This is a genomic window from Paenibacillus sp. NPDC057886 (genome assembly GCF_042796655.1).
Taxonomy (GTDB): domain Bacteria; phylum Bacillota; class Bacilli; order Paenibacillales; family Paenibacillaceae; genus Paenibacillus.
The window spans coordinates 72,523-91,878 of the sequence record NZ_JBHVMZ010000013.1; the positions used below are offsets into that span (position 1 = coordinate 72,523).

Here is a 19,356-nt window from a genome sequence, read left to right on the forward strand (position 1 = left end):
TCACAGCCGAGACAACTTAACGATCACTGTTATCACCGCTCCATAACAAATGGCACAGGTTCCAGCGTTCTTACCTGGATTGGCTGCAAATTGTCTTCAATTTGGGCACGATATGGTTCAAACCATTCAGGCAGCATGAGTTTTTGTCCAAGCGATTCCGCAGGCTCATCTTTCGCGAATCCAGGAGGATCGGTAGCAATTTCGAACAGGATACCGCCAGCTTCTCTGAAATAGATTGCGTTAAAATATTGACGGTCCCGAACTGGGGTCGGCTGATAACCATACTGTTGTACAGCCTCTCTCCATTGTTCATGCTCTGCAAAATCTTTGGCACGCCACGCGATATGATGGACCGTCCCTGCTCCGCCAACGCCCAGAGCCATACGGGCAATCGGAACATCCACCACATTACCGATATCCCCGTTGGACCGGAACCGTACATATTCCTCGTCTTGATCTACTTTGATGAATCCGAGTATTTTATCCAGCGCATCCATCGTTCTCTGCGGATTGACGCTGAACAACACGGCACCTCCAAATCCTTTGATGGCTTTGTCCGCGGGAATGCCTTCATGTACCCAGGTGCTGGCTGCACCCTCTTCACGTTCAACCAGTTCAAGACGCAAGCCCTCGCTGTCTTCGAATTGCAGCAGCTCTTCGTTAAAACGGCTCGTTTTGGTTACCTCAATGTTATACTGTTCCAACCGATCCTGCCAGAAGCCAATAGTCCCAGGTGGAATCACATATGAGGTAATGCCGACCTGACCGCCGCCAATTTTGCCTCGTGGTGATCCGGCTGATGGGAAGAATGTAATGATGGTGCCCGGGCTTCCGTTCTCATCCCCAAAATACAGATGGTACACATCAGGAGCATCGAAGTTGATTGTTTTTTTCACAAGACGGAGTCCCAGGACCCCAGCATAAAAGTCGACATTGGCCTGCGGATCTCCCGCAAAAGCTGTAATATGGTGAATACCTGCAGTTTGAATTGTCATAATAATTTCCTCCTAGGTTTATAGATCATTTTTGAAAAGTTCATTCTTTGGCGATCATCTGATAAGTTCTTATATATATTTATAGTAAATGTGATTGTCTTAATATTAAGATATTTAACCTAGCTAAGTTAGCTGTTGTTCTGTTGAGATTGCTCCTGTTTGAGTTTATCTGGAGTGACGTCGTCGCCGTTCGGATCATAGATGGTTACATTCAGCAGAATATCATTGATCGAACCGCGAAAGGTTTGCAGATATTCCTGACGCAGACGAATTTGTTCCGCTTTCTCCATCTCCGTCAACCCTGCAGCTTTGGCTTTTCTTGAAAGTTCATTTATTCTGGTCAATGTTGGGATCATCATCTTGATCTCTCCTCATAAATCGAATTTAAGATATTTATTTTTTCTTGGGTGTAATTTATATTCAAATTAAATATCTTAATTTAAAGATAAATGATTTGTGATCGGTTGTCAACCCTTTATTCAATAAAAAAATGAAATACAAAAAAGACTCACTCAAAAGTATTGCACTTCTGAGCGAGCCTTCCTATATTTCAGTGCATTAAGCTAATTTTTGACCACAGTTTGGACAGAAGTTGGCTCCTTCATTCTTGGCTCCGCAGTTCGGACAGAAGTTCGGCTTTTTATTGTCTCCAGACGAAGAAGATGCACCTGCATCACTGTTTTGATTTGCCGCAGACTTTTGATCCGAATTCTGATTCTGGTTGTTCTGGTTCTGATTCATGTTCTTCATCATTTCATTCGCCATGTTCATGCCCATCATCATGCCCGCCATATCCGAAGCAGCGCCGCCACCCTTAACTTTACCAGATGAGATGCCGTCAGTCATGCTGACCTGCTGATACTTTTGCAAATTGCCGATCATTTCATGTGAAGCAGTCTTCGTAATCATATCCTGGATCTCCTGCGGATAGTTGAAGCTCATCACCTGGAAACCCGTGATTCCGATGCCGATGTCCATCATTTGCATATCCAGATCTTCCTGAATGCCTTTCGCAATATCTGAAGCATTCGCCTGCAGGTTGAACATGTCCTTGCCCTCACGGCTAATCCACTTCATCAGCAGCTGATCGAGCACAGACGTAATCCGGATTTTGACATCCTCGACCAAATAACTTTGTTTAATTCCAGCGATTTTGTCGATCAGTGTAACATAGTCACTCACTTTAAAATTAAACGTACCATTCGCACGAATCGGCATCCCGCCTGGAAGTTGAGGAGTCGGAATCAGTACTGGACTTTGCGTGCCCCAGCGAACAGTAAACTCCTTCGTATTCACAAACAGCACTTCGACCCGCATGCCGCTGTTGAATCCGAACTTGAATCCTTTTAAAGTAGACAGAAACGGAATGATTTCGGAATCGATATTAAACGATCCTTCGTCCTCGAAAATCCCTTCCACCTTGCCGTTATTCAGGAAGATCGCATCCTGTCCCGAACGGATAATCAATTTGCTTCCCTTCTTGATCTCACGGTTACTCCACTTCCAGAAAATCATATCATCTCTGAACTCTTCCCATTCCACCACATTCGAAAATTGATTTTTGAAAAATCCCATACTCGTTCCCATCCCTTCTATAGTAAGTATTTTGCATCACCATGACATAAGCTGAATTGTTATTTTTCCTGCTAGAAAGATCCTCTACTACCACTGTGCGAATGACCGTCTCGGCTGGTACCTCCGCCCCCGCCACCTCCGCCACCATTATTGTTGTTCTTCTCAATTTTACGTTTGGTTACAGTTGTACGAATATACCGATCCTGACGATCGATTACGCTTGAAGTACTTGAATCCTCGTAGGTCGCCCGGTTGACTGTCACACGTCCGCCAGAACGGTAAGTCATTACACCAACCACAACACCACCTACAGCAAGCGCCGCCACAAGTTGGAACCAGATATTGAACAAAATATTATCAGGATTCACACCCGGCTTATATCCCATATATTTGTAGGAGAGATTGATATATTTTTCAAAAGCAAGCTTGTAATTCCCCTCTGTCAAATCGGGAGTAATTTTGTTTCTGATTTTATCCAGCCTTCCACTGTCCAGATAATCTTCGGCTTTATAGAATCCAGCCAGATAAATATCCCGATTATACATATCCAACGTCAGAATGACCGCATTACCATGCGCTTTGTCATACCCAAGAGCGTGCTCATCATAGAAATCCTCGGTCATCAACTGTACATCCTGATTCTCCGTATTATTCGTTGTCAGAATAACGAAGTCCGTCTGCCTTTCAGCACCATACTCATTCGCCAATGCGTTCAGTTCACTTTTCTCCTGCTCGTTCAGCAGATTAGCTTCATCATAAATCAGGTTTTTGCTGTCGGCTGCCGATGCCACTGACATTGGAATCAATGGAGAAACGAGGGTGATTACAAATAAAATGAGCGTTGCCATCCATGCCAGATGTTTTCTTTTCCTCACAGGAATCCACCTCCCATCATCCAGGAGACCAGTTTCAATGACAACAATGAAACGGCTGAAATTCCTGCGAACCATCCGGCAACTTTAGCTTTGCTAATAGGCGGCTTACCCACCACTTTACCTGTCTGGCCATTCATGGCAAAGGTATACTGCGAACGATTGTAATCATAGTAAACCATCCATACCGGGAGCAACACATAGTCTGCATTTTTTAACGTAGTATCAATCTGTTTGTCTGTGTAACTGACACTGTTATAGCCTGAAACCGTTGATGCAATATAAGAATCGATATAAGAGCTCGTTTTTTCCTTGGCGCGCGGGTATAGTTCCTCATCGGTATAACTATATTTTTCCGCAATGTACCCGGCGAGATACGGGGTTTTGAAAAGCTTTAACTGGTTATAAGGAAAAGGTTCCAGCTTATCCATCAGCTCATCTTTCATTTTCTCCGAAGCATCAATGGGCAGATTCACGTAATTCAGCCGGATTCTCCGGTAAATATCGAAATGCTGCGTCTCCGTGTAATGGTAATCACCCTGCGTGTAGGTCCTGATCTTCGTGCCACGGCCATGAACTTCGATTTTGTTATGTAACTCATATAACCAGAAGGGCACGTACATCCCGGTGATGCTCTTGACCCGGTCAGCCGTCATGAATCCGCTAGGTGTCAGCAGACCGTTTCTGCACCACTTTTTGAACGCCTGCTTGGCCTCATCCTTACTGATCGAAAAGGGTAAGACCATGGCCGGTGCCAGATCTCCCGTCAGTCGATCACTCAGAACAACGGCAGCTCCACAGAAGCTGCATGTCGTTGCACTTGTCTCCGGCTCAGTCACAATATCCGCGCCGCAACTGTTACAGTGATACTCCTTGACCTCATTCTCCGTGAACACCTGTTTCTTGAGCGGATCGGGGATCTGTTCGATATTATCCTGTCGTCCGCAGCTGGGGCAGGATAACGCTCCAGTTGCACTATCAAAAAGCATTCCACTGCCGCAGTTGGGACACTTGTACTCGATTACCGGCATTTGCTCACCTCAATGTTTAACGAAATGTATGACATTTTATATATCGTTATTTATCTTCCAATTTCTTCTGTATTGCTGCAAGCTCTTCCTCTGGACTCGGCGTCACCTGTCCATTATTACCCGCTTCGGCATTCATTTGTTGCTCCAACTGCGCAATTAACACATCCAGATCATCTTCCTGTGCCCCAGCACGGAGTTCAGCCAAAGCCTCAGCTTCGTTAAGCGCCTGATTCGCTTTGTCTTCCATCGCCTTCAAAGCAGCATTCGCATTGGCAGCGGAGGCGTTCCGTTCATTGGTCTGTTGTTGCGCATTGGCAGCCGCCATTCTGCCCTTCAGCTCCGCATGCCGAGCTTCCAATTGCCCCATATCCGCAACCAGCTTCTCGTGCATATGCTTCATCATTTTGGCTTTGGCAGAAGCCCGATCATAGGCAGCTTGTAATTCATTCAGTTTCTCAGTCTGCTCTGCCTTCTTTTCCAAAAAACTACGTGCCCTGTCTTCATCACCAGACTCCGCAGATTTCTCTGCATACCGCTGTAATTTCTTTATCTCTGCGCTACATTCGTCCAAAGCTCTCTTCGCCCGGCTCTCATCCGAGAGAACCGCAGCCGCCTCTGCCTTCACCTGACCCAGATCACTGCTCAAGCTCCGCATATATTCACTCACGGTCTTCTCCGGATCTTGCGCCCGAGCCAGCACATGGTTGACATTCGCTTTCATCACGTCCCTAAACCTCGATAAGATTCCCATCATTCGTTCCTCCTTCGAATAGTTTACATTTACCCTATAATACATGAAATTTGCAAGGTACGTTTCACTTTTAACGATTGTCAGTTTAAGTCATTATCATTAAAAGTCGAGCAATAAAAGAAAAGACGAGCACATATGGCATCGCCTCTTAACTAAATACTCTTCAAATTTCATTGTGTTCCTTTTCGTCATTCACAGTTCTTCTATAAATTTGATACTTTCCTCTGCAATTAGATCAGGATCAGCATCATGAACGTAATGACCGTTATGTAATAACATATAGCGCCCATTCTTCACCGACTCAGCATAATTCACTAAGTAATTTTTCCAGTTCTCAACAGGTAATTCCTCTCCATTAGATATAAAAAAATACATGGGCACATCCGGAATACCTCGTTCTAGAACTCGGGCTGCATTTATCCTAATCATTTTAACTTCTTCATTCATGTTCAGGGTCTGCGTTTTCTTATAAAATAATGCCCGATAGATTGCCTCCTCTTGGGAGGACAACCGCTTCTCTTCAATTGCGGCGGACGAATTAACGATGGCAGGGAAAAAACGAGTAATTCCGACACGAGCCCCCAAGCCTGTAAGACTCATCATACCAACTGTAGGTAGAGGATACTTCTCATAAACTTTTGGAACAGCAGGATCAAGACCAATGATAGCCTCAACTTCGTTTGGATACATTTGTGCCCAATATAGTGCTTCTATACCCGACATAGAATGCGGAAATAACACATAGGGCGGTGTTTCTCCCGCTAATGTCAGAGCTGTTCTGGTTTCTTCCAACATCGTATCGATATCACGTGAGACCTTTGCCGTTTCACTGAATCCGTAGCCTGCCTTCTCAACAACAGCAATCTTGTATTGATCCGACAATCTGGAATAGAGCGCCTTAAAATCCAATACAGGCGAAGATGTGCCTCCACCTGACATAAAGACCAGAGTATGTTTTCCGGAACCTTCTGTATAGACATGCATTTGGTGATTATTAACATCAACCATTACACCTGGGGGTGTTAGTATAGCTGATTCTTTCTTTAATTTAATTGTATGATTCGTTAAACTAATCGCTATGAACAAAAACATGATAATCAGTAAAGCTAAGACACCATAACCCATTCGTTTAAGTACAACTTTCATTACATTCCCCCAACATTCTGTTCCATTTCCAATTATTATAGCATGTGTTCATAGATGCATACCCTACTAGAATTCAATAGGAAGACTCTCCACCGTTGTGAAAAAGACATCCAGCAGTTCGACGCCAAAATTCATATGAACGTATTCGGCAATCTGCCCCAGTTGTTATTCCCGTTGATACTCCAGACATGGACGCCCTTCACTCCACAAAACTCTGCAGGAGAATTCACTAATAACACGTCAGCAAAACGAATCCGTAGGAGCCAGGGATGCCATTCCTCTGCAAGTTGGCTATAATAAGGAAAGCCCTCTGGTCTGATGTACCCGCAGGAACCATGAATGATTTTTATAAAAGGCAGGAAAATTATGCGTACACGAGTTCATATTATCGCTCCTTACGAATCCATGACTACTATTATAGAAGAATGTATTCCGCTATTTCCCCAGTTAGCCATTCAATATGAGGTGGGCGATCTGATGAAAGGCGCCGAATTGGCGACCCAGGCTGAACGAAACGGGGCGGAGATTATGATTAGCCGTGGCGGTACCGCTCAGCTAATCAAGGAAGCCGTAACCATTCCCGTCATTGATGTGCAGTTGTCCGGATATGACATGATTCGTTCGCTAACGCTGGCAAGCCAGTTCAACGGCCAAACCGCTATCGTTGGCTTTGCCAACATTACTTCAGGGGCACAGTCGATTATCGATCTAATGGAATTGCCTTTAAAGGTGTATACCATACGCAGCTCCGAGGATGTGGCAAGGCTGCTGCTGGAACTGAAAGCGTCAGGGTACCGCCAGATTGTTGGTGATGTCATCACCGTCAATACGGCCAAAACGTATGGTTTGGAAGGCTTGCTGATCCAATCCGGCAAGGAATCCATCCTTAGAGCGCTTGAAGATGCACAGTTGGTATATCGGTACTTGAGCAAAAATCACGCGATATCGATTATTTTAAACAACCTGGTTACCAAGGAGCATCCAAATCTCATGATCTTGGACGACCAGAACGAGGTTGTATTCGAGAATTGGACTGATTTTGAGCAGAATCCGTTAACCAATAATCACATTTATCTCACCAATACCAACCTGGATTTCCATCAATCCCAAGTTCAAAATGTGTTCATCGTGGATGATTACCAGCTTACGGTAACGGCCTATGAAACGACGTTAAGTAACAAAACCTATAAAGTATACTCTCTTGAAAAAGGACAGCCCTATGCTTTTGCACAATTTGGCATAACGGCATATACCGATATATCCATGGAGCCGATCGTTGCCGAATCGCCTGCCATGCAGGCCGTATTGAAGAACATCCGGGCGCTTTACGAGAACCATGAACCCATTTATCTGCTAGGCGAAGCGGATTCGGGCAAGTCTTTTCTGGTAAAACATATTCATCAGATGTACTCCAGCGGTGGGCTGATGCTCCAAATCGATCTTGCCCAGGTTCCTCCAGGCCATTTGCACAAAATCCCACTCTCCAAAGTGCGCAACGTTGAGATTAATCATTTGGAAAATGGCACGAAGGATGAGGAATTGATCTCATTCATTCAGACCTGTCTACAAAGGCGGATCGGAGTATTCATCCTGGGGGAACAGGGATTGAACCCAAATAGAACCCTTGATGTCGAGCTTAATACGATCATTATGCCGAGCCTTGTGGACAGGCAGGAGGATCTTGCTCCACTGATCCAGCATTTCCTCAGCGATTACTACCAGAAGTATGGGACGGTTGCGGTGAAGATGAAAGAGGACGCGTTGCAGCTAATCAGAGATCAAGTTCCGCATATGACAGTGAACCAGTTGAGGCATCTGATCAAACAAGCTGCACTGAATGAACAGGACTACGTGATCTCAGCCGAGACCTTGTCACATCTGCTTGGTGAACAACCCTCATCCAATACGATGAAGCTAAGTGGTACGCTGAAAGAAATCGAAAAAGAGATTATTCAATTCGTTCTACATGAGGAAAACAATAATCAATCCAAGGCGGCCGACCGCTTGGGGATTAACCGTGCCACGTTATGGCGTAAACTTAAAGAGTAACTCTTTAGGTTTACGCTTTTTTTATGATTATATGTGTTGCATAATTAAACACTCATAGCTATTTCTTAAAATTTACAATAATTAAGTGTTGCTAAAATAAACAATATGGGATAACATAATCCCTGCAAACGCTTTATAAAAACGATTACTTCATAAGGAGCCACTACTATGAACATTAAAGCAACATTAGATCGTATTCCTGGCGGTATGATGGTTGTTCCCCTGTTGCTCGGTGCAACCATTAACACATTCTTTCCGAATGCTTTGCGAATCGGGGGTTTCACGGAAGCCCTGTTCGTAAATAGCTCAAGCACATTGATCGCCCTGTTCCTGTTGATTGCTGGTACGCAAATCACGTTCAAGACGGCCGGTTCTTCGGTTGGTAAAGGCGTTACATTGCTTGTGTTCAAGTGGGCAGTTGGTGCAATATTAGGTTTAATCGCCATCTATTTTGCGGATTCCAATGGTTTATTCCTTGGTTTGGCACCGCTTGCCATTATCGCTGCTATGACGAATTCCAATGGTGGACTGTACATCGCGCTGGCCGGACAATACGGCAAAGAAGATGACAAGGCGGCTTATCCGTTCCTCGCGCTCAGCGACGGACCGTTCCTCACCATGGTTGCTCTTTCCATTTTCGGTGCGATGGGCTTTGCCAACGGCATGTTCTCTCCGATGTCCTTTGTAGCCGTATTGCTTCCGCTTATCGTCGGTGTTGTTATTGGTAATCTGGATCGCAACATGGCTGATTGGCTGCATAAAGGCAGTGACAAGCTCGTTCCATTCTTCGCCTTTTCACTCGGTATGGGAATCAACTTCTCGTCGATCATTCAAGGTGGATTAAGCGGTATCTTGTTGGGTGTCCTGACTGTACTGATCACTGGTGGCGTTGGATTCCTGCTGTTCAGAGCCATTGGCTGGAACCCGATTGTTGGTGCTTCCGAAGGTTCCACAGCTGGTAACGCTGTAGGTACGCCTGCTGCCATCGTGGCTGCAAACGCTTCTTTTGCCCCAATTGCCGAGATCGCTACGGTACAGATTGCTGCAAGTGTTGTGACGACTGCCATCCTGCTGCCGATCTTCATCGGCTTCCTTTCCAAAAGGCTGGAGAAATCAGGCGGCGTCGAGAAATACAATCAAAGACCATCCACATAAATGCACTGAATTTAGCTGACCGGACTTATATTTAATTTTGATTTTCAAGGAGGGATGACTGCATGAAATTAGCCATTATTGCAGATGATTTGACCGGCGCCAATGACAGCGGGGTGCAGCTTGCCCGTCATGGACTAAAGACAAGCGTACTTTTCAACATGGACGAAGATAACATTCGTCATTACGATGCGGTCGTGTTTGATACCGATAGCCGTTCCATCACACCGGAGGATGCATATCAGCGGGTTAGCCGAGCAGCCGAACTGCTGTTGAGAAACGGATTTGGCACCATTTTCAAAAAAATGGACTCGACCATGCGCGGAAACATCGGGATTGAGATTGACGCTTTGTACGATGTGGTCAAACCTGACTTCATGATGATCGCCCCAGGCTATCCCAAGAACAATCGCACCATTCTTAATGGCACACATTATCTGAACGGCATTCCACTGGCCGATACAGAGATTGCGAATGATCCAAAGACACCTGTGACCCTTTCGTATCTTCCGGATTTGCTCAAGCTTCAGACCAAGTATGAAGTGGGCGAGATTAAGGTGAGTGATCTTGAATCGGGTACAGATCAGGTGAAGACGCAGCTGGAAACCTTTAAGGCAAACGGCATTCCCTATATCCTCGTCGACTCGACCGATGAGCAACATTTGGAGCAGATTCTAAGCATCACCAGCAAGCTGGATTATTCATTTACTTGGGCAGGATCAGCGGGTATCGCGAACTATCTTCCCACTCATTACGGCTTGGGAGCCACGTCTTCGGAAATGACCATTCCGGCGAATCCGGGTCCGATCCTCACCGTGGTAGGGAGTGTGAACAAAAACTCCCGTGAGCAGCTCAAGCAATTGCTACAGAAAACCAACGTATCATCCATCCCGTTCCACTCCTTCAAAGCCGTATCGGGATCGGCAGATCGTGAGCAAGAAATCGATCGTGTGTATGAGGAAGTGAAGGCCAAAGCCTTGGAAGGCAATGACGTTGTCCTCTACTCGACCGCGGAACAGGTAGATATTGAACTAGCACGTGCTACGGGTGAAGTCCGAGGGCTTAATCACACCGAGGTCAGCAATGAGATTGTACGAGCCATAGGTGAAATCTGCGCCAAGCTGCTGGAGAATGGGTATTTCAAAGGTGTATCCATGACGGGCGGAGATACGGCTAAACAAATCTGTATGAAGTGGAACATCAGCGGTTTCGAACTGCTTGATGAGCTTGAAATTGGTGTACCGATATCGAAATTTATTGGAATTGACGATCTGCACGTAATTACCAAAGCAGGCGGATTCGGCAAGCCCGACGTCTTTATCCATGCAATTGAAAAATTAAAAGGAGGAGTTACCGTATGAAACCAACCGTTGGAATTACAATGGGCGATGCCGCAGGCATTGGACCCGAGATCATTATGAAAGCATTGGGCCATCAGGAGGTCTACAACAATTGCAATCCACTCGTCATTGGCGATGCAAAAATATTGGAGCGTGTCCTGCCTATCATCGGATCGAGCCTGAAAGTAAATGCTATTCATGAGCCATCCGAAGCCAAGTATGAATTCGGTACTGTGGACGTTATTGATCTGGATCTCATTCCTGCAGATCTGGAATATGGAAAAGTATCTGCCGTTGCGGGAGATGCAGCATTTCAGTTTCTGGCCAAAGCCATTGATCTAGCCAAAAAACAGCAAATTCATTCCATCTGCACGGCGCCTCTGAACAAAGAAGCCCTACACCTAGGTGGGCACTTGTATCCAGGTCACACCGAGATTTTGGCCGATCTGACCGATACAGAGGATTTCTCCATGATGCTGACTACACCCAATCTGCGAGTGATTCACCTTACGACACATATGGGCCTGATTGATGCCATTGCGAGCATCAACCCGGAAAGAACTTACACTGTCGTTAAACTGGCTCATGATACATTGAAAAAAGCTGGCTTCGAAAATCCGCGTGTGGCTGTATGCGGTATTAACCCGCATGCAGGTGAGAACGGCTTGTTCGGTAACGGTGAAGAGGAAGAAAAACTTCAGCCCGGCATCGAACGTGCGCAAAAGGAAGGCATTAACGTGGTTGGTCCACTTCCGGCGGACACGTTATTCTTCCGCGCTGGCCGTGGCGATTTTGATATCGTTGTTGCTTGTTATCACGATCAGGGACATGCCCCAATCAAAGTCATGGGCATTGAAGAAGGCGTGAACATTACGGTGGGTCTTAAAGGCGGCATTATCCGTACTTCTGTAGACCATGGAACAGCCTTTGATATTGCAGGCAAAAATATCGCTGATGATAAAAGCATGCTGGCCGCCATCCGTTCCGCTATTGAGCTTGCGCCAAAAACGCAAATTTAAAGAAATATAAGAGATATGTTACAGTAACGACCGTTTCCCATACTACTACTGGGAAACGGTCGTTTTGTGTACAAGCGTGGTCAGTGGATATGGACTTTTCGTAATCTTCATCACATACCTTAAAGAAAAAACGATTGAGGGTGTGTGAACTCCGTGAACAATACTCCCCTGCCATCTTCTACTATGGAGAAACCCAACTTCCTTGTCATTCTTGTGGATGAAGAGCGTTATCCTCCTGTATATGAAAGCAAAGAAATACAGACATGGCGCAGAGAAAATCTGATTACCCAGGAACGTTTAAAGTCTCACAGTATGGAATTCCATCGGCATTATATCGGAACAACCGCCTGCTGTCCCAGCCGGGCTACCATGTTCACAGGTCAGTATCCATCGCTGCTTGGTGTCAGTCAAACTGTCGGCATTGCCAAGGAATCGTATGACTCTGACATGTTCTGGCTGAATCCCAATACGGTGCCTACGATGGGCAATTACTTTCGAGCAGCAGGATACCAGACGTACTATAAGGGGAAATGGCATATATCCAATGCGGATATCATCTCTCCCGGCACCCACCAAAGTGTTCCCAGTTATCATCCCTTGACCGGAGTGCCTGAGCCCCAGTTGGAAAGCCTGTACCTTCACGCGAGTCGTTTGGAGGAATTCGGATTCTCCGATTGGATCGGCCCTGATCCCATAGGCAGAAATCCTCGCAACTCCGCTTCCTCCGCCGCCTTTGGTTTAAGTGGACGGGACGAGGTATACGCCGCAGAAACGGTTCATCTCATTGAGTCCCTTGATCGCAGGAAGAATGAACATCAACATGTTGAGCCCTGGCTCATTGTCTCTTCCTTTGTGAACCCGCATGATATTACGTTATATGGTGATCTCTCCGCGCGCCTGCCCAATTTCAAATTCCAGGTAGATCCCATGCCACCCGTTGACGCTCCCCCGACAATACACGAGTGGCTGGGTACCAAACCACGTTGTCAGATGAGTTACAGAGATTTATATCCCAGAGCTTTGCAGCCTATCACCGATCAGAGCTTCTACCGCCAGCTATATTACCAATTGCAAAAAAATGCGGATCGCCAAATGTTCAAAGTGTATGAAGCTCTTACGCGCTCCTCCTTCTATGACAATACCATTGTGATTTTCACATCGGATCATGGCGATCTGCTCGGCGCTCACGGCAATCTTCATCAAAAATGGTACTGTGCCTATGAGGAATACCTTCATGTTCCTTTTCTGATTCACAATAAACATCTGTTTCCCAAGCAACAACATGTGCATAGCCTGACAAGTCATGTCGATCTGCTGCCAACCATGCTGGGTCTGGCCAATATTAACGTTTCCGAAATCCATGGACGATTGCAAAAGGAATTCAGTGAAGCCCGCCATTTGGTAGGACGGGATCTCACGCCTCTTGTTTATGGAGACGATAATCCGGCGCTGACCCAGCAACCGGTCTATTTTATGACGGACGACGATGTCACGCGCGGTCAGCACCAAACCAATCCATTAGGCGTACCCTATTCGTCTGTTGTACAACCCAACCACATCGAAACCGTAATTACCACCCTTTATAAAAACAACAAACCGGAAATCTGGAAGTTTTCCCGGTACTTTGACAATACTCAATTCTGGAGTCAGCCGGTACATGATGAATATGAATTGTACAACTTGACGGACGATCCGCTGGAGACCTGCAATTTCGCCCATTCTGCCTATGCCACTCCGCAGACGATGAACATTCAGCAATGGATGATGCAACTTCTGGAGGAACAACGGAAACAAAAACGTTTGTATCCTCATCAACCTACGATATAAAGGATCGGGGAAATAACATCTCTATGATTCGTTAAACCAAATCGTAGACTTATGGAAATTGCAGCTAATAACATGTGCTCAGTTCGTTAAATAGTGTAACGCTAAAAAGGATGTCCTCGTCATGTTCATGACCATGAGGCATCCCCTTTTTGTATATAAACTTTGATTATTTTAAATATAACTCAGCAATCCTCACCTTATCGATCGTACCAATAGCCAGGAATACCTCGTTCAAGACGCATTAACGCTTCAAGATAAAAATAATCGCCCCAGATCGTGTAATCGTCAGGTGAATCTCCACCTCTTACAGAGTAGGAACCATGCTTCAGCAGCCCCTCCGCTGTATCGGAGCCCAGCGTGGAATAATGAGTAATTAAGGATTTCATGGACGACTCCGCTGCGTTCTGAAATGCCTCCCGCTCAGGATCGGCTTCATCAAGCTGTCCGGCAATTTCCAGCAGACCACAGGCAACAATGGCCGATGCAGAGCTGTCCCGTTTCGGTTCAGGCGTCTGCGGGGCATCAAAATCCCAATACGCTACTTCATCCTCCGGAAGGTGGGCAATGAAGTAACGGGCGAGACGCTTGGCTGTCTCCAGCATCTCTGCACTTTGCAGATAGCGGCTGCACAATGCAAAACCGTAAATCCCCCATGCCTGTCCGCGTGTCCAGGTAGATCCGTCATGGTAGCCCTGATGCGTACCCCCTCGAATAGCCTCTCCGGTAGCCTGATCAAAATAAAAGGTATGATAGCTTGAGTCATCCCCACGAACGAGGAAACGGCGACTTTTCAGCGCATGCAGCTCGGCAACGCGGCGATACTCCTCGTTATTGGTGTGTTCATACGCCCAGAACAGCAGCGGAAGATTGAGCAGGCAATCGATAATAATTCGCCCTCCGTTATTCACATCGCCTTTACGTCCCCAAGCCTGAATCAGTCCAGCTTCCTCCCGCCAGCGTTTCATCAGCATATCGGCAGCTTCGATCGTAAGTTTCTTTGCGGCGGCGTCATGCTCCACAATCCATTGTGCCTTAGAAGACAACGAATAAAGGAAGCCAATATCATGATGATCGAAAATGCTTTTCTGTTCCATTCGCCGACGGAAGTTATCGACGCTATTTACCGCTGCCTCACGAAACCTCGAGTCCTGAGTGTACTCCGTGCATAACCACAAGATGCCTGACCAGAACCCTGCCGTCCACTCCGTATTATCGTTAAGCTCATAATGCTCATCTCCATTACTAACGTGAGGAAAGCGTCCCTCGAATCGATCTATGTTACGCCGGGTGACATTTAATGCATCTTCAATAGCTTTTTTCCACATGGAACAGTTCCTCCTCTAGGCAAGTCATATTCTTCAACTCTCTTGCTGGACAAGTCTGCTGTTTTGCTTATACTGGCCGGGTGTAATTCCCTCATATTTTTTGAAGACACGAATGAACGAATTGCTGTTCAGGAAACCCACCCGTTCGGATACGTCCTGGATCGTCAGTTCCTCTGCCTGTAAAATTTTCTTGGATTGCTCAATTCGAAAATGGTTGATGTAATCGATCACGTTGACTCCGGTCTGTTCCTTGAAGTACTTGGAGACATAGGTCGGATGGAAACGAAACCGCTCGGATAAATGGGTCAAGCCCAGATTGACATCCGCATAACTCTCATGAATAAATTCCACCAGTTGATCCTTCAATTCTTCACTGCGGGATCGCTTGCGCTCATGCACCGTCTGGCATACCGTCTCCAGTATCCGCAGCAGCTCGGCCTCGATCTCCTCAAAGGTCTCACATGCAAACAATTGCCGAATCAGATCGTTGCGCTGCGTCATCTCGTTCTGGTCGTCCGTCTTGATCTGTTCGGTCGCTTTCAGAAAGGTACCAATCAACTCAAACATCAGACAGCGAGCCAGTTCAACAGACAAGGGCTCTCCTGCAAAATTGGTCATGAGAATTTCGTTCATCACTTCCGTGGAACGAGCATAATTCCCAGTAGCGATATAATTGATGAGCTGTCTCTCCAGATCAAGAGGGTAATACAGCTCCTCCTTGGGCCGACGAATTCTGTTCGGATCAATAATTTGACCGATCCCCAGAATCAACCTGTATTCCAGCGCTTCTTCCGATTCCCGGAAACAATCCGCGATCTCCGCCATACGGTGATGAATATGGCTAACGCCTACAGAAAAGTACACGCAGAATCGGGAGCCGATGAAACGCTGGGCTTCTTCGACTGCACGAATTAACCGATGACTGGTATCCTCCTCACACTCCCGAATATTAATTAGGAACGCAATTCTTCCATCAATGTCGGCAGAGTATACCTGACCGATTGAGCCGATCATCTCCTCCAGCACATTGGTCAGAATTAGATGCACAAACTGATGCTTTTCCTCTTCGTCCTGCTCACGTACTCTGGAACGGAATAGTCCTTCAACGTCCTCAATATGCAGGAGCAATACGGCAAACGATCTCGTCTCAAACCGAATGCCCGAATGTTCCAGCGTTGAAGCAAAATCCTCACCCGCCTGTACCCTTCCCTTCATCAGCTTGGAGAGCAGACTGCTCCGTATAACGCTCTGCTGATCCTTAAGCCTGTTCGCAAATTGATCCTGCTCCTCCCAGGCATGCATTAGGACAGACTGCAAGATGCCATATTCATCGTCCGGCTGCTCCAGTTTCCACTTGACCTTATCCGAGATAATGTTCATGATCCGTCCCAGCGGACGGTAATTCCGTCTGGTGAACCACCAGGCTGCCACCCCGCCAAGGATAAGTCCTGCGGCAACGCCTCCAAGTGTAATATCGCGGATAACAGTCAGCTTCTTGGCATAGATTCGGGTAGGTATGATGGATACATACTTCCAGTCCTGGATCTTGGAAGAAATCTGCGATATGGTCACGGATTCTCCGTTCCAATCGATCGTTTCCGTTCTTTTCCCAGCATCATCGAAAAGGTTAAGGTCCTCCCCCTTCATGTAAGGGGTTTCAAGGGATCCGGTAGAAAATAACGTTTGACCGTCGTGATCCAGAATGAACACGGTGCTCTCTTTTTCCAAACGTACATTATCAATGGCTTGCTGGAATCGATTGGGGTCCAGGTTAACGACGAAGGTCGCAGGGCTGTCAGCGCCATTCTGAATAGGGAACGGCTGAATATAGACAAGCGCGTCTTCGATCCGTCGGTCTTCACTCCGAACCTCCATCTTTCGGTACATGCTCTTACCGGAATCATGCATAAGCCGGGTCCACGCTTCCTCGGTTACATTGGTGCCCTGATAGAACATGTCATACAGATAATTTTTTTGAATGAGTGAAGAAGAGGACAACGCGATATCGGATGGTTTGATATAAATATACAGTTCACTAATCAAGCCGTTTCCGACGCGTGTGGATTTCAGGTTTTTGATCAGATCAATCCCCATGAACCTCCAGCGGGCATCCTGTTCAGACGCATGATTAATGAAGCTCATGAGTTGGGAGTCAGCCATTAATTGATTGCTAATGCTGCCAATATCGCCAATCTGGTTATCAATGGTTTCCTGCACCTGAGATAACAGCACCATGTTGGAACGATTCACTTCTTCCTCGAGCAACATGCGAGACTCGGCAAAAACAGCAGCACCGATCACAATCGGTATGAGCAGAATGACCATGTAAGAAATGCCCCAGGATAACAGGATGCTTTTTCTCTTCATGCGTCTCCTCCTCACATTGTGATATTTGGGCATGGCTTGACATAAGGCAACTCTATTCTTTGATTGCTCCGATCATAACACCTTTAACAAAGTATTTCTGCAGAAACGGATAGATGAACAATATAGGCAGGGTGGCTACCATGACCGTTGCGTATTTTACACTTTCCCCAATAGCCTCTTTGTCCATAGCCGTCGCTCCTGTTGTCATCGAGTCCGTACTGTTCTGAATCAGAATCTCTCGCAGCACCAGTTGAAGTGGAAACAGGTTCCGGTCCCGAATATACAGGATCGCGCTGAACCATGAATTCCAATGACCGACGCCGTAAAAGAGAATCATCACCGCAATGACGGGCATGGACAATGGTACGACGATGCGCCAGAGAATGAGCATCTCTCCAGCCCCGTCTATACGGGCCGATTCTAGCAGACTTTCCGAGATTTCCGCAAAGGAAGTCCGCATAATAATCAGATTATAGCTGCTGATCAAACCCGGTACAATCAGAGCCCAGAGGCTGTTGCCCATATGAAGCGTGTTATTGATCAAAAGATAAGACGGTATAATTCCGCCGTTAAAAAACATCGTAAATACAATCGCCAGCATAATCGGATTGCGGAGCATAAAGCTTTTGCGGGACAACGTGTACGCCCCCAGAATGGTGAACAGCAGATTAAGCGCCGTACCCACCACTACAATGAATATCGTGTTCCGGTATCCGGAAAGAATGTTGGGATTGCTTAGCACCAGCTTGTAGCTCTCCATGGTAATCCCCTTGGGGAAAAGCAACAAACCTCTGTGGGCCATGAGCTGACTCGAGTCGCTAAGCGACGCATTTAGCACATGCAGCAGTGGATACAAGGTTACGATAATCAGCACTGTCATCAAAATCGCGTTCGCACCGCCAAACAGCCGCTCTCCAATTGATCTTTTCATTCGCAAAGAAATCCATCCCTTCACCTCGTTCTTGGCTAGAACAGCTTGGTATTGGATATCACCTTGGACAGGCGATTGGCACCGATTAGCAGCGTAAAGTTAATGACTGACTGGAAGAGACCCACCGCGGTCGTATAGCTGAACTCGGCACTTTCACTAATCCCTTTGCGGTAAACAAACGTCGAGATCACATCTGCCGTATCATACACATTCGGATTATAGAGCAGAATAATTTTCTCGAACCCAATCTCCATCAGTCCACCAATGCGGAGTATGAGGAGAATCATAATCATCGGAATGATGCCGGGAAGCGTGATATGCCATACCTGGCGAAGCCGACTCGCTCCGTCCACATTGGCAGCATCATAGAGCTCGGGGTTAATGCCGCTAAGTGCAGCCAAATAAATAATGCTGGAGAAGCCAAGCTCCTGCCAGATCGATGAGGCGGTATATATGGTACGGAAATTGGCCGGATCGCTGAGAAGCGCGCTGCTCTGACCGCCAAAATAACCAATGATGGTGTTAAACAGTCCATCCCGGGATGAGAAATCAACAATCATACCGCAGATGACGACAATGGAAATAAAGTGCGGAATGTATGAGATCGTCTGCACCGTGCGTTTGAAGATTTCATGTCGGAGCTCATTAAGCAGAAGGGCAAGAAGAATGGGAGCCGGGAAACCGAACAACAGTTGATAAAAGCTTAGCAAAAGAGTATTCTTCAGAATTCGCCAGAAATAATAGCTCTGAAAGAAATCACGAAAATGCTGCAATCCGACCCAATCACTGCCCCATATACCTTTGCCCACTGTGTAATCTTTGAACGCAATGATGGCTCCGTACATCGGCAGGTATTTGAAGACGAGAAAATATAAAACGACGGGAAGAGCCATCCAATAGATGGCTTTATTCTTTTTGTAATTGAGCCATAACAAGGAAAGCTTGTGCGACAACTCCTTCATCCCCTTCCTTTTTC

At 46.4% G+C, this 19,356-nt stretch carries 16 protein-coding genes; 5 read left to right on the forward strand and 11 right to left on the reverse strand.

All coding sequences use genetic code 11. The features are described from left to right. Nucleotides 1-32: 32 nt before the first annotated feature. The 7 genes from ACFVQB_RS31145 to ACFVQB_RS31175 all read right to left on the reverse strand — a co-directional run bounded on the left by ACFVQB_RS31145 (nucleotide 33) and on the right by ACFVQB_RS31175 (nucleotide 6,370). Entirely contained in the window at nucleotides 33-995 is a 963-nt protein-coding gene (locus ACFVQB_RS31145) for a ring-cleaving dioxygenase (RefSeq protein WP_379448645.1), read from the reverse strand. 128 nt (nucleotides 996-1,123) lie between these two features. After that, a complete protein-coding gene (locus tag ACFVQB_RS31150; RefSeq protein ID WP_379448776.1) occupies nucleotides 1,124-1,351 on the reverse strand; it encodes a DUF896 domain-containing protein in 228 nt (75 codons plus the stop codon). 202 nt (nucleotides 1,352-1,553) lie between these two features. Beyond that, nucleotides 1,554-2,570: an SPFH domain-containing protein gene (locus ACFVQB_RS31155; RefSeq protein WP_379448647.1), complete on the reverse strand. Its 1,017-nt coding sequence runs from the start codon at nucleotides 2,568-2,570 to the stop codon at nucleotides 1,554-1,556. Between the two features lie 71 nt (nucleotides 2,571-2,641). After that, the gene (locus ACFVQB_RS31160; RefSeq protein ID WP_379448781.1) at nucleotides 2,642-3,418 is read right to left on the reverse strand and encodes a TPM domain-containing protein; all 777 of its coding nucleotides are present in this window, start codon (nucleotides 3,416-3,418) and stop codon (nucleotides 2,642-2,644) included. Nucleotides 3,419-3,441: 23 nt separating this feature from the next. Continuing rightward, complete coding sequence (locus tag ACFVQB_RS31165) at nucleotides 3,442-4,473, reverse strand: TFIIB-type zinc ribbon-containing protein (RefSeq protein WP_379448649.1); 1,032 nt, start codon at nucleotides 4,471-4,473, stop codon at nucleotides 3,442-3,444. A 46-nt stretch (nucleotides 4,474-4,519) separates the two neighbouring features. Then, entirely contained in the window at nucleotides 4,520-5,224 is a 705-nt protein-coding gene (locus ACFVQB_RS31170; RefSeq protein ID WP_379448784.1) for a PspA/IM30 family protein, read from the reverse strand. 192 nt (nucleotides 5,225-5,416) lie between these two features. Next, nucleotides 5,417-6,370, reverse strand: a complete 954-nt coding sequence (locus ACFVQB_RS31175) for an alpha/beta fold hydrolase (RefSeq protein WP_379448652.1) — start codon at nucleotides 6,368-6,370, stop codon at nucleotides 5,417-5,419. Nucleotides 6,371-6,736: 366 nt separating this feature from the next. On the opposite strand from ACFVQB_RS31175, the gene ACFVQB_RS31180 reads away from it, so the two are divergent. The 5 genes from ACFVQB_RS31180 (at nucleotide 6,737) to ACFVQB_RS31200 (ending at nucleotide 13,757) form a co-directional block, all read left to right on the forward strand. Next, on the forward strand, nucleotides 6,737-8,419 hold the full coding sequence (locus ACFVQB_RS31180) for a sigma-54-dependent transcriptional regulator (protein ID WP_379448654.1): 1,683 nt from the start codon (nucleotides 6,737-6,739) through the stop codon (nucleotides 8,417-8,419). Between the two features lie 168 nt (nucleotides 8,420-8,587). Continuing rightward, nucleotides 8,588-9,574, forward strand: coding sequence for a 2-keto-3-deoxygluconate permease (locus ACFVQB_RS31185; RefSeq protein WP_062326625.1), 987 nt, complete (start codon nucleotides 8,588-8,590; stop codon nucleotides 9,572-9,574). Nucleotides 9,575-9,636: 62 nt separating this feature from the next. After that, the gene (locus ACFVQB_RS31190; RefSeq protein ID WP_379448657.1) at nucleotides 9,637-10,932 is read left to right on the forward strand and encodes a four-carbon acid sugar kinase family protein; all 1,296 of its coding nucleotides are present in this window, start codon (nucleotides 9,637-9,639) and stop codon (nucleotides 10,930-10,932) included. Next, nucleotides 10,929-11,930, forward strand: a complete 1,002-nt coding sequence (pdxA, locus tag ACFVQB_RS31195; RefSeq protein WP_379448660.1) for a 4-hydroxythreonine-4-phosphate dehydrogenase PdxA — start codon at nucleotides 10,929-10,931, stop codon at nucleotides 11,928-11,930. The genes ACFVQB_RS31190 and pdxA overlap by 4 nt, the downstream gene beginning before the upstream one ends. A gap of 183 nt (nucleotides 11,931-12,113) precedes the next feature. After that, nucleotides 12,114-13,757: a sulfatase family protein gene (locus tag ACFVQB_RS31200; RefSeq protein ID WP_379448787.1), complete on the forward strand. Its 1,644-nt coding sequence runs from the start codon at nucleotides 12,114-12,116 to the stop codon at nucleotides 13,755-13,757. A gap of 197 nt (nucleotides 13,758-13,954) precedes the next feature. Here the strand turns inward: ACFVQB_RS31200 and ACFVQB_RS31205 are convergent, their stop codons facing one another. The 4 genes from ACFVQB_RS31205 to ACFVQB_RS31220 are packed head-to-tail and all read right to left on the reverse strand — an operon-like array spanning nucleotide 13,955 to nucleotide 19,342. Then, complete coding sequence (locus ACFVQB_RS31205; RefSeq protein WP_379448663.1) at nucleotides 13,955-15,082, reverse strand: glycoside hydrolase family 88 protein; 1,128 nt, start codon at nucleotides 15,080-15,082, stop codon at nucleotides 13,955-13,957. Between the two features lie 33 nt (nucleotides 15,083-15,115). Further along, complete coding sequence (locus tag ACFVQB_RS31210) at nucleotides 15,116-17,449, reverse strand: helix-turn-helix domain-containing protein (protein WP_379448665.1); 2,334 nt, start codon at nucleotides 17,447-17,449, stop codon at nucleotides 15,116-15,118. A gap of 52 nt (nucleotides 17,450-17,501) precedes the next feature. Continuing rightward, the gene (locus ACFVQB_RS31215) at nucleotides 17,502-18,386 is read right to left on the reverse strand and encodes a carbohydrate ABC transporter permease (protein WP_379448667.1); all 885 of its coding nucleotides are present in this window, start codon (nucleotides 18,384-18,386) and stop codon (nucleotides 17,502-17,504) included. A 29-nt stretch (nucleotides 18,387-18,415) separates the two neighbouring features. After that, nucleotides 18,416-19,342, reverse strand: a complete 927-nt coding sequence (locus tag ACFVQB_RS31220) for an ABC transporter permease (protein WP_379448670.1) — start codon at nucleotides 19,340-19,342, stop codon at nucleotides 18,416-18,418. Between the last annotated feature and the right edge of the window lie 14 nt (nucleotides 19,343-19,356).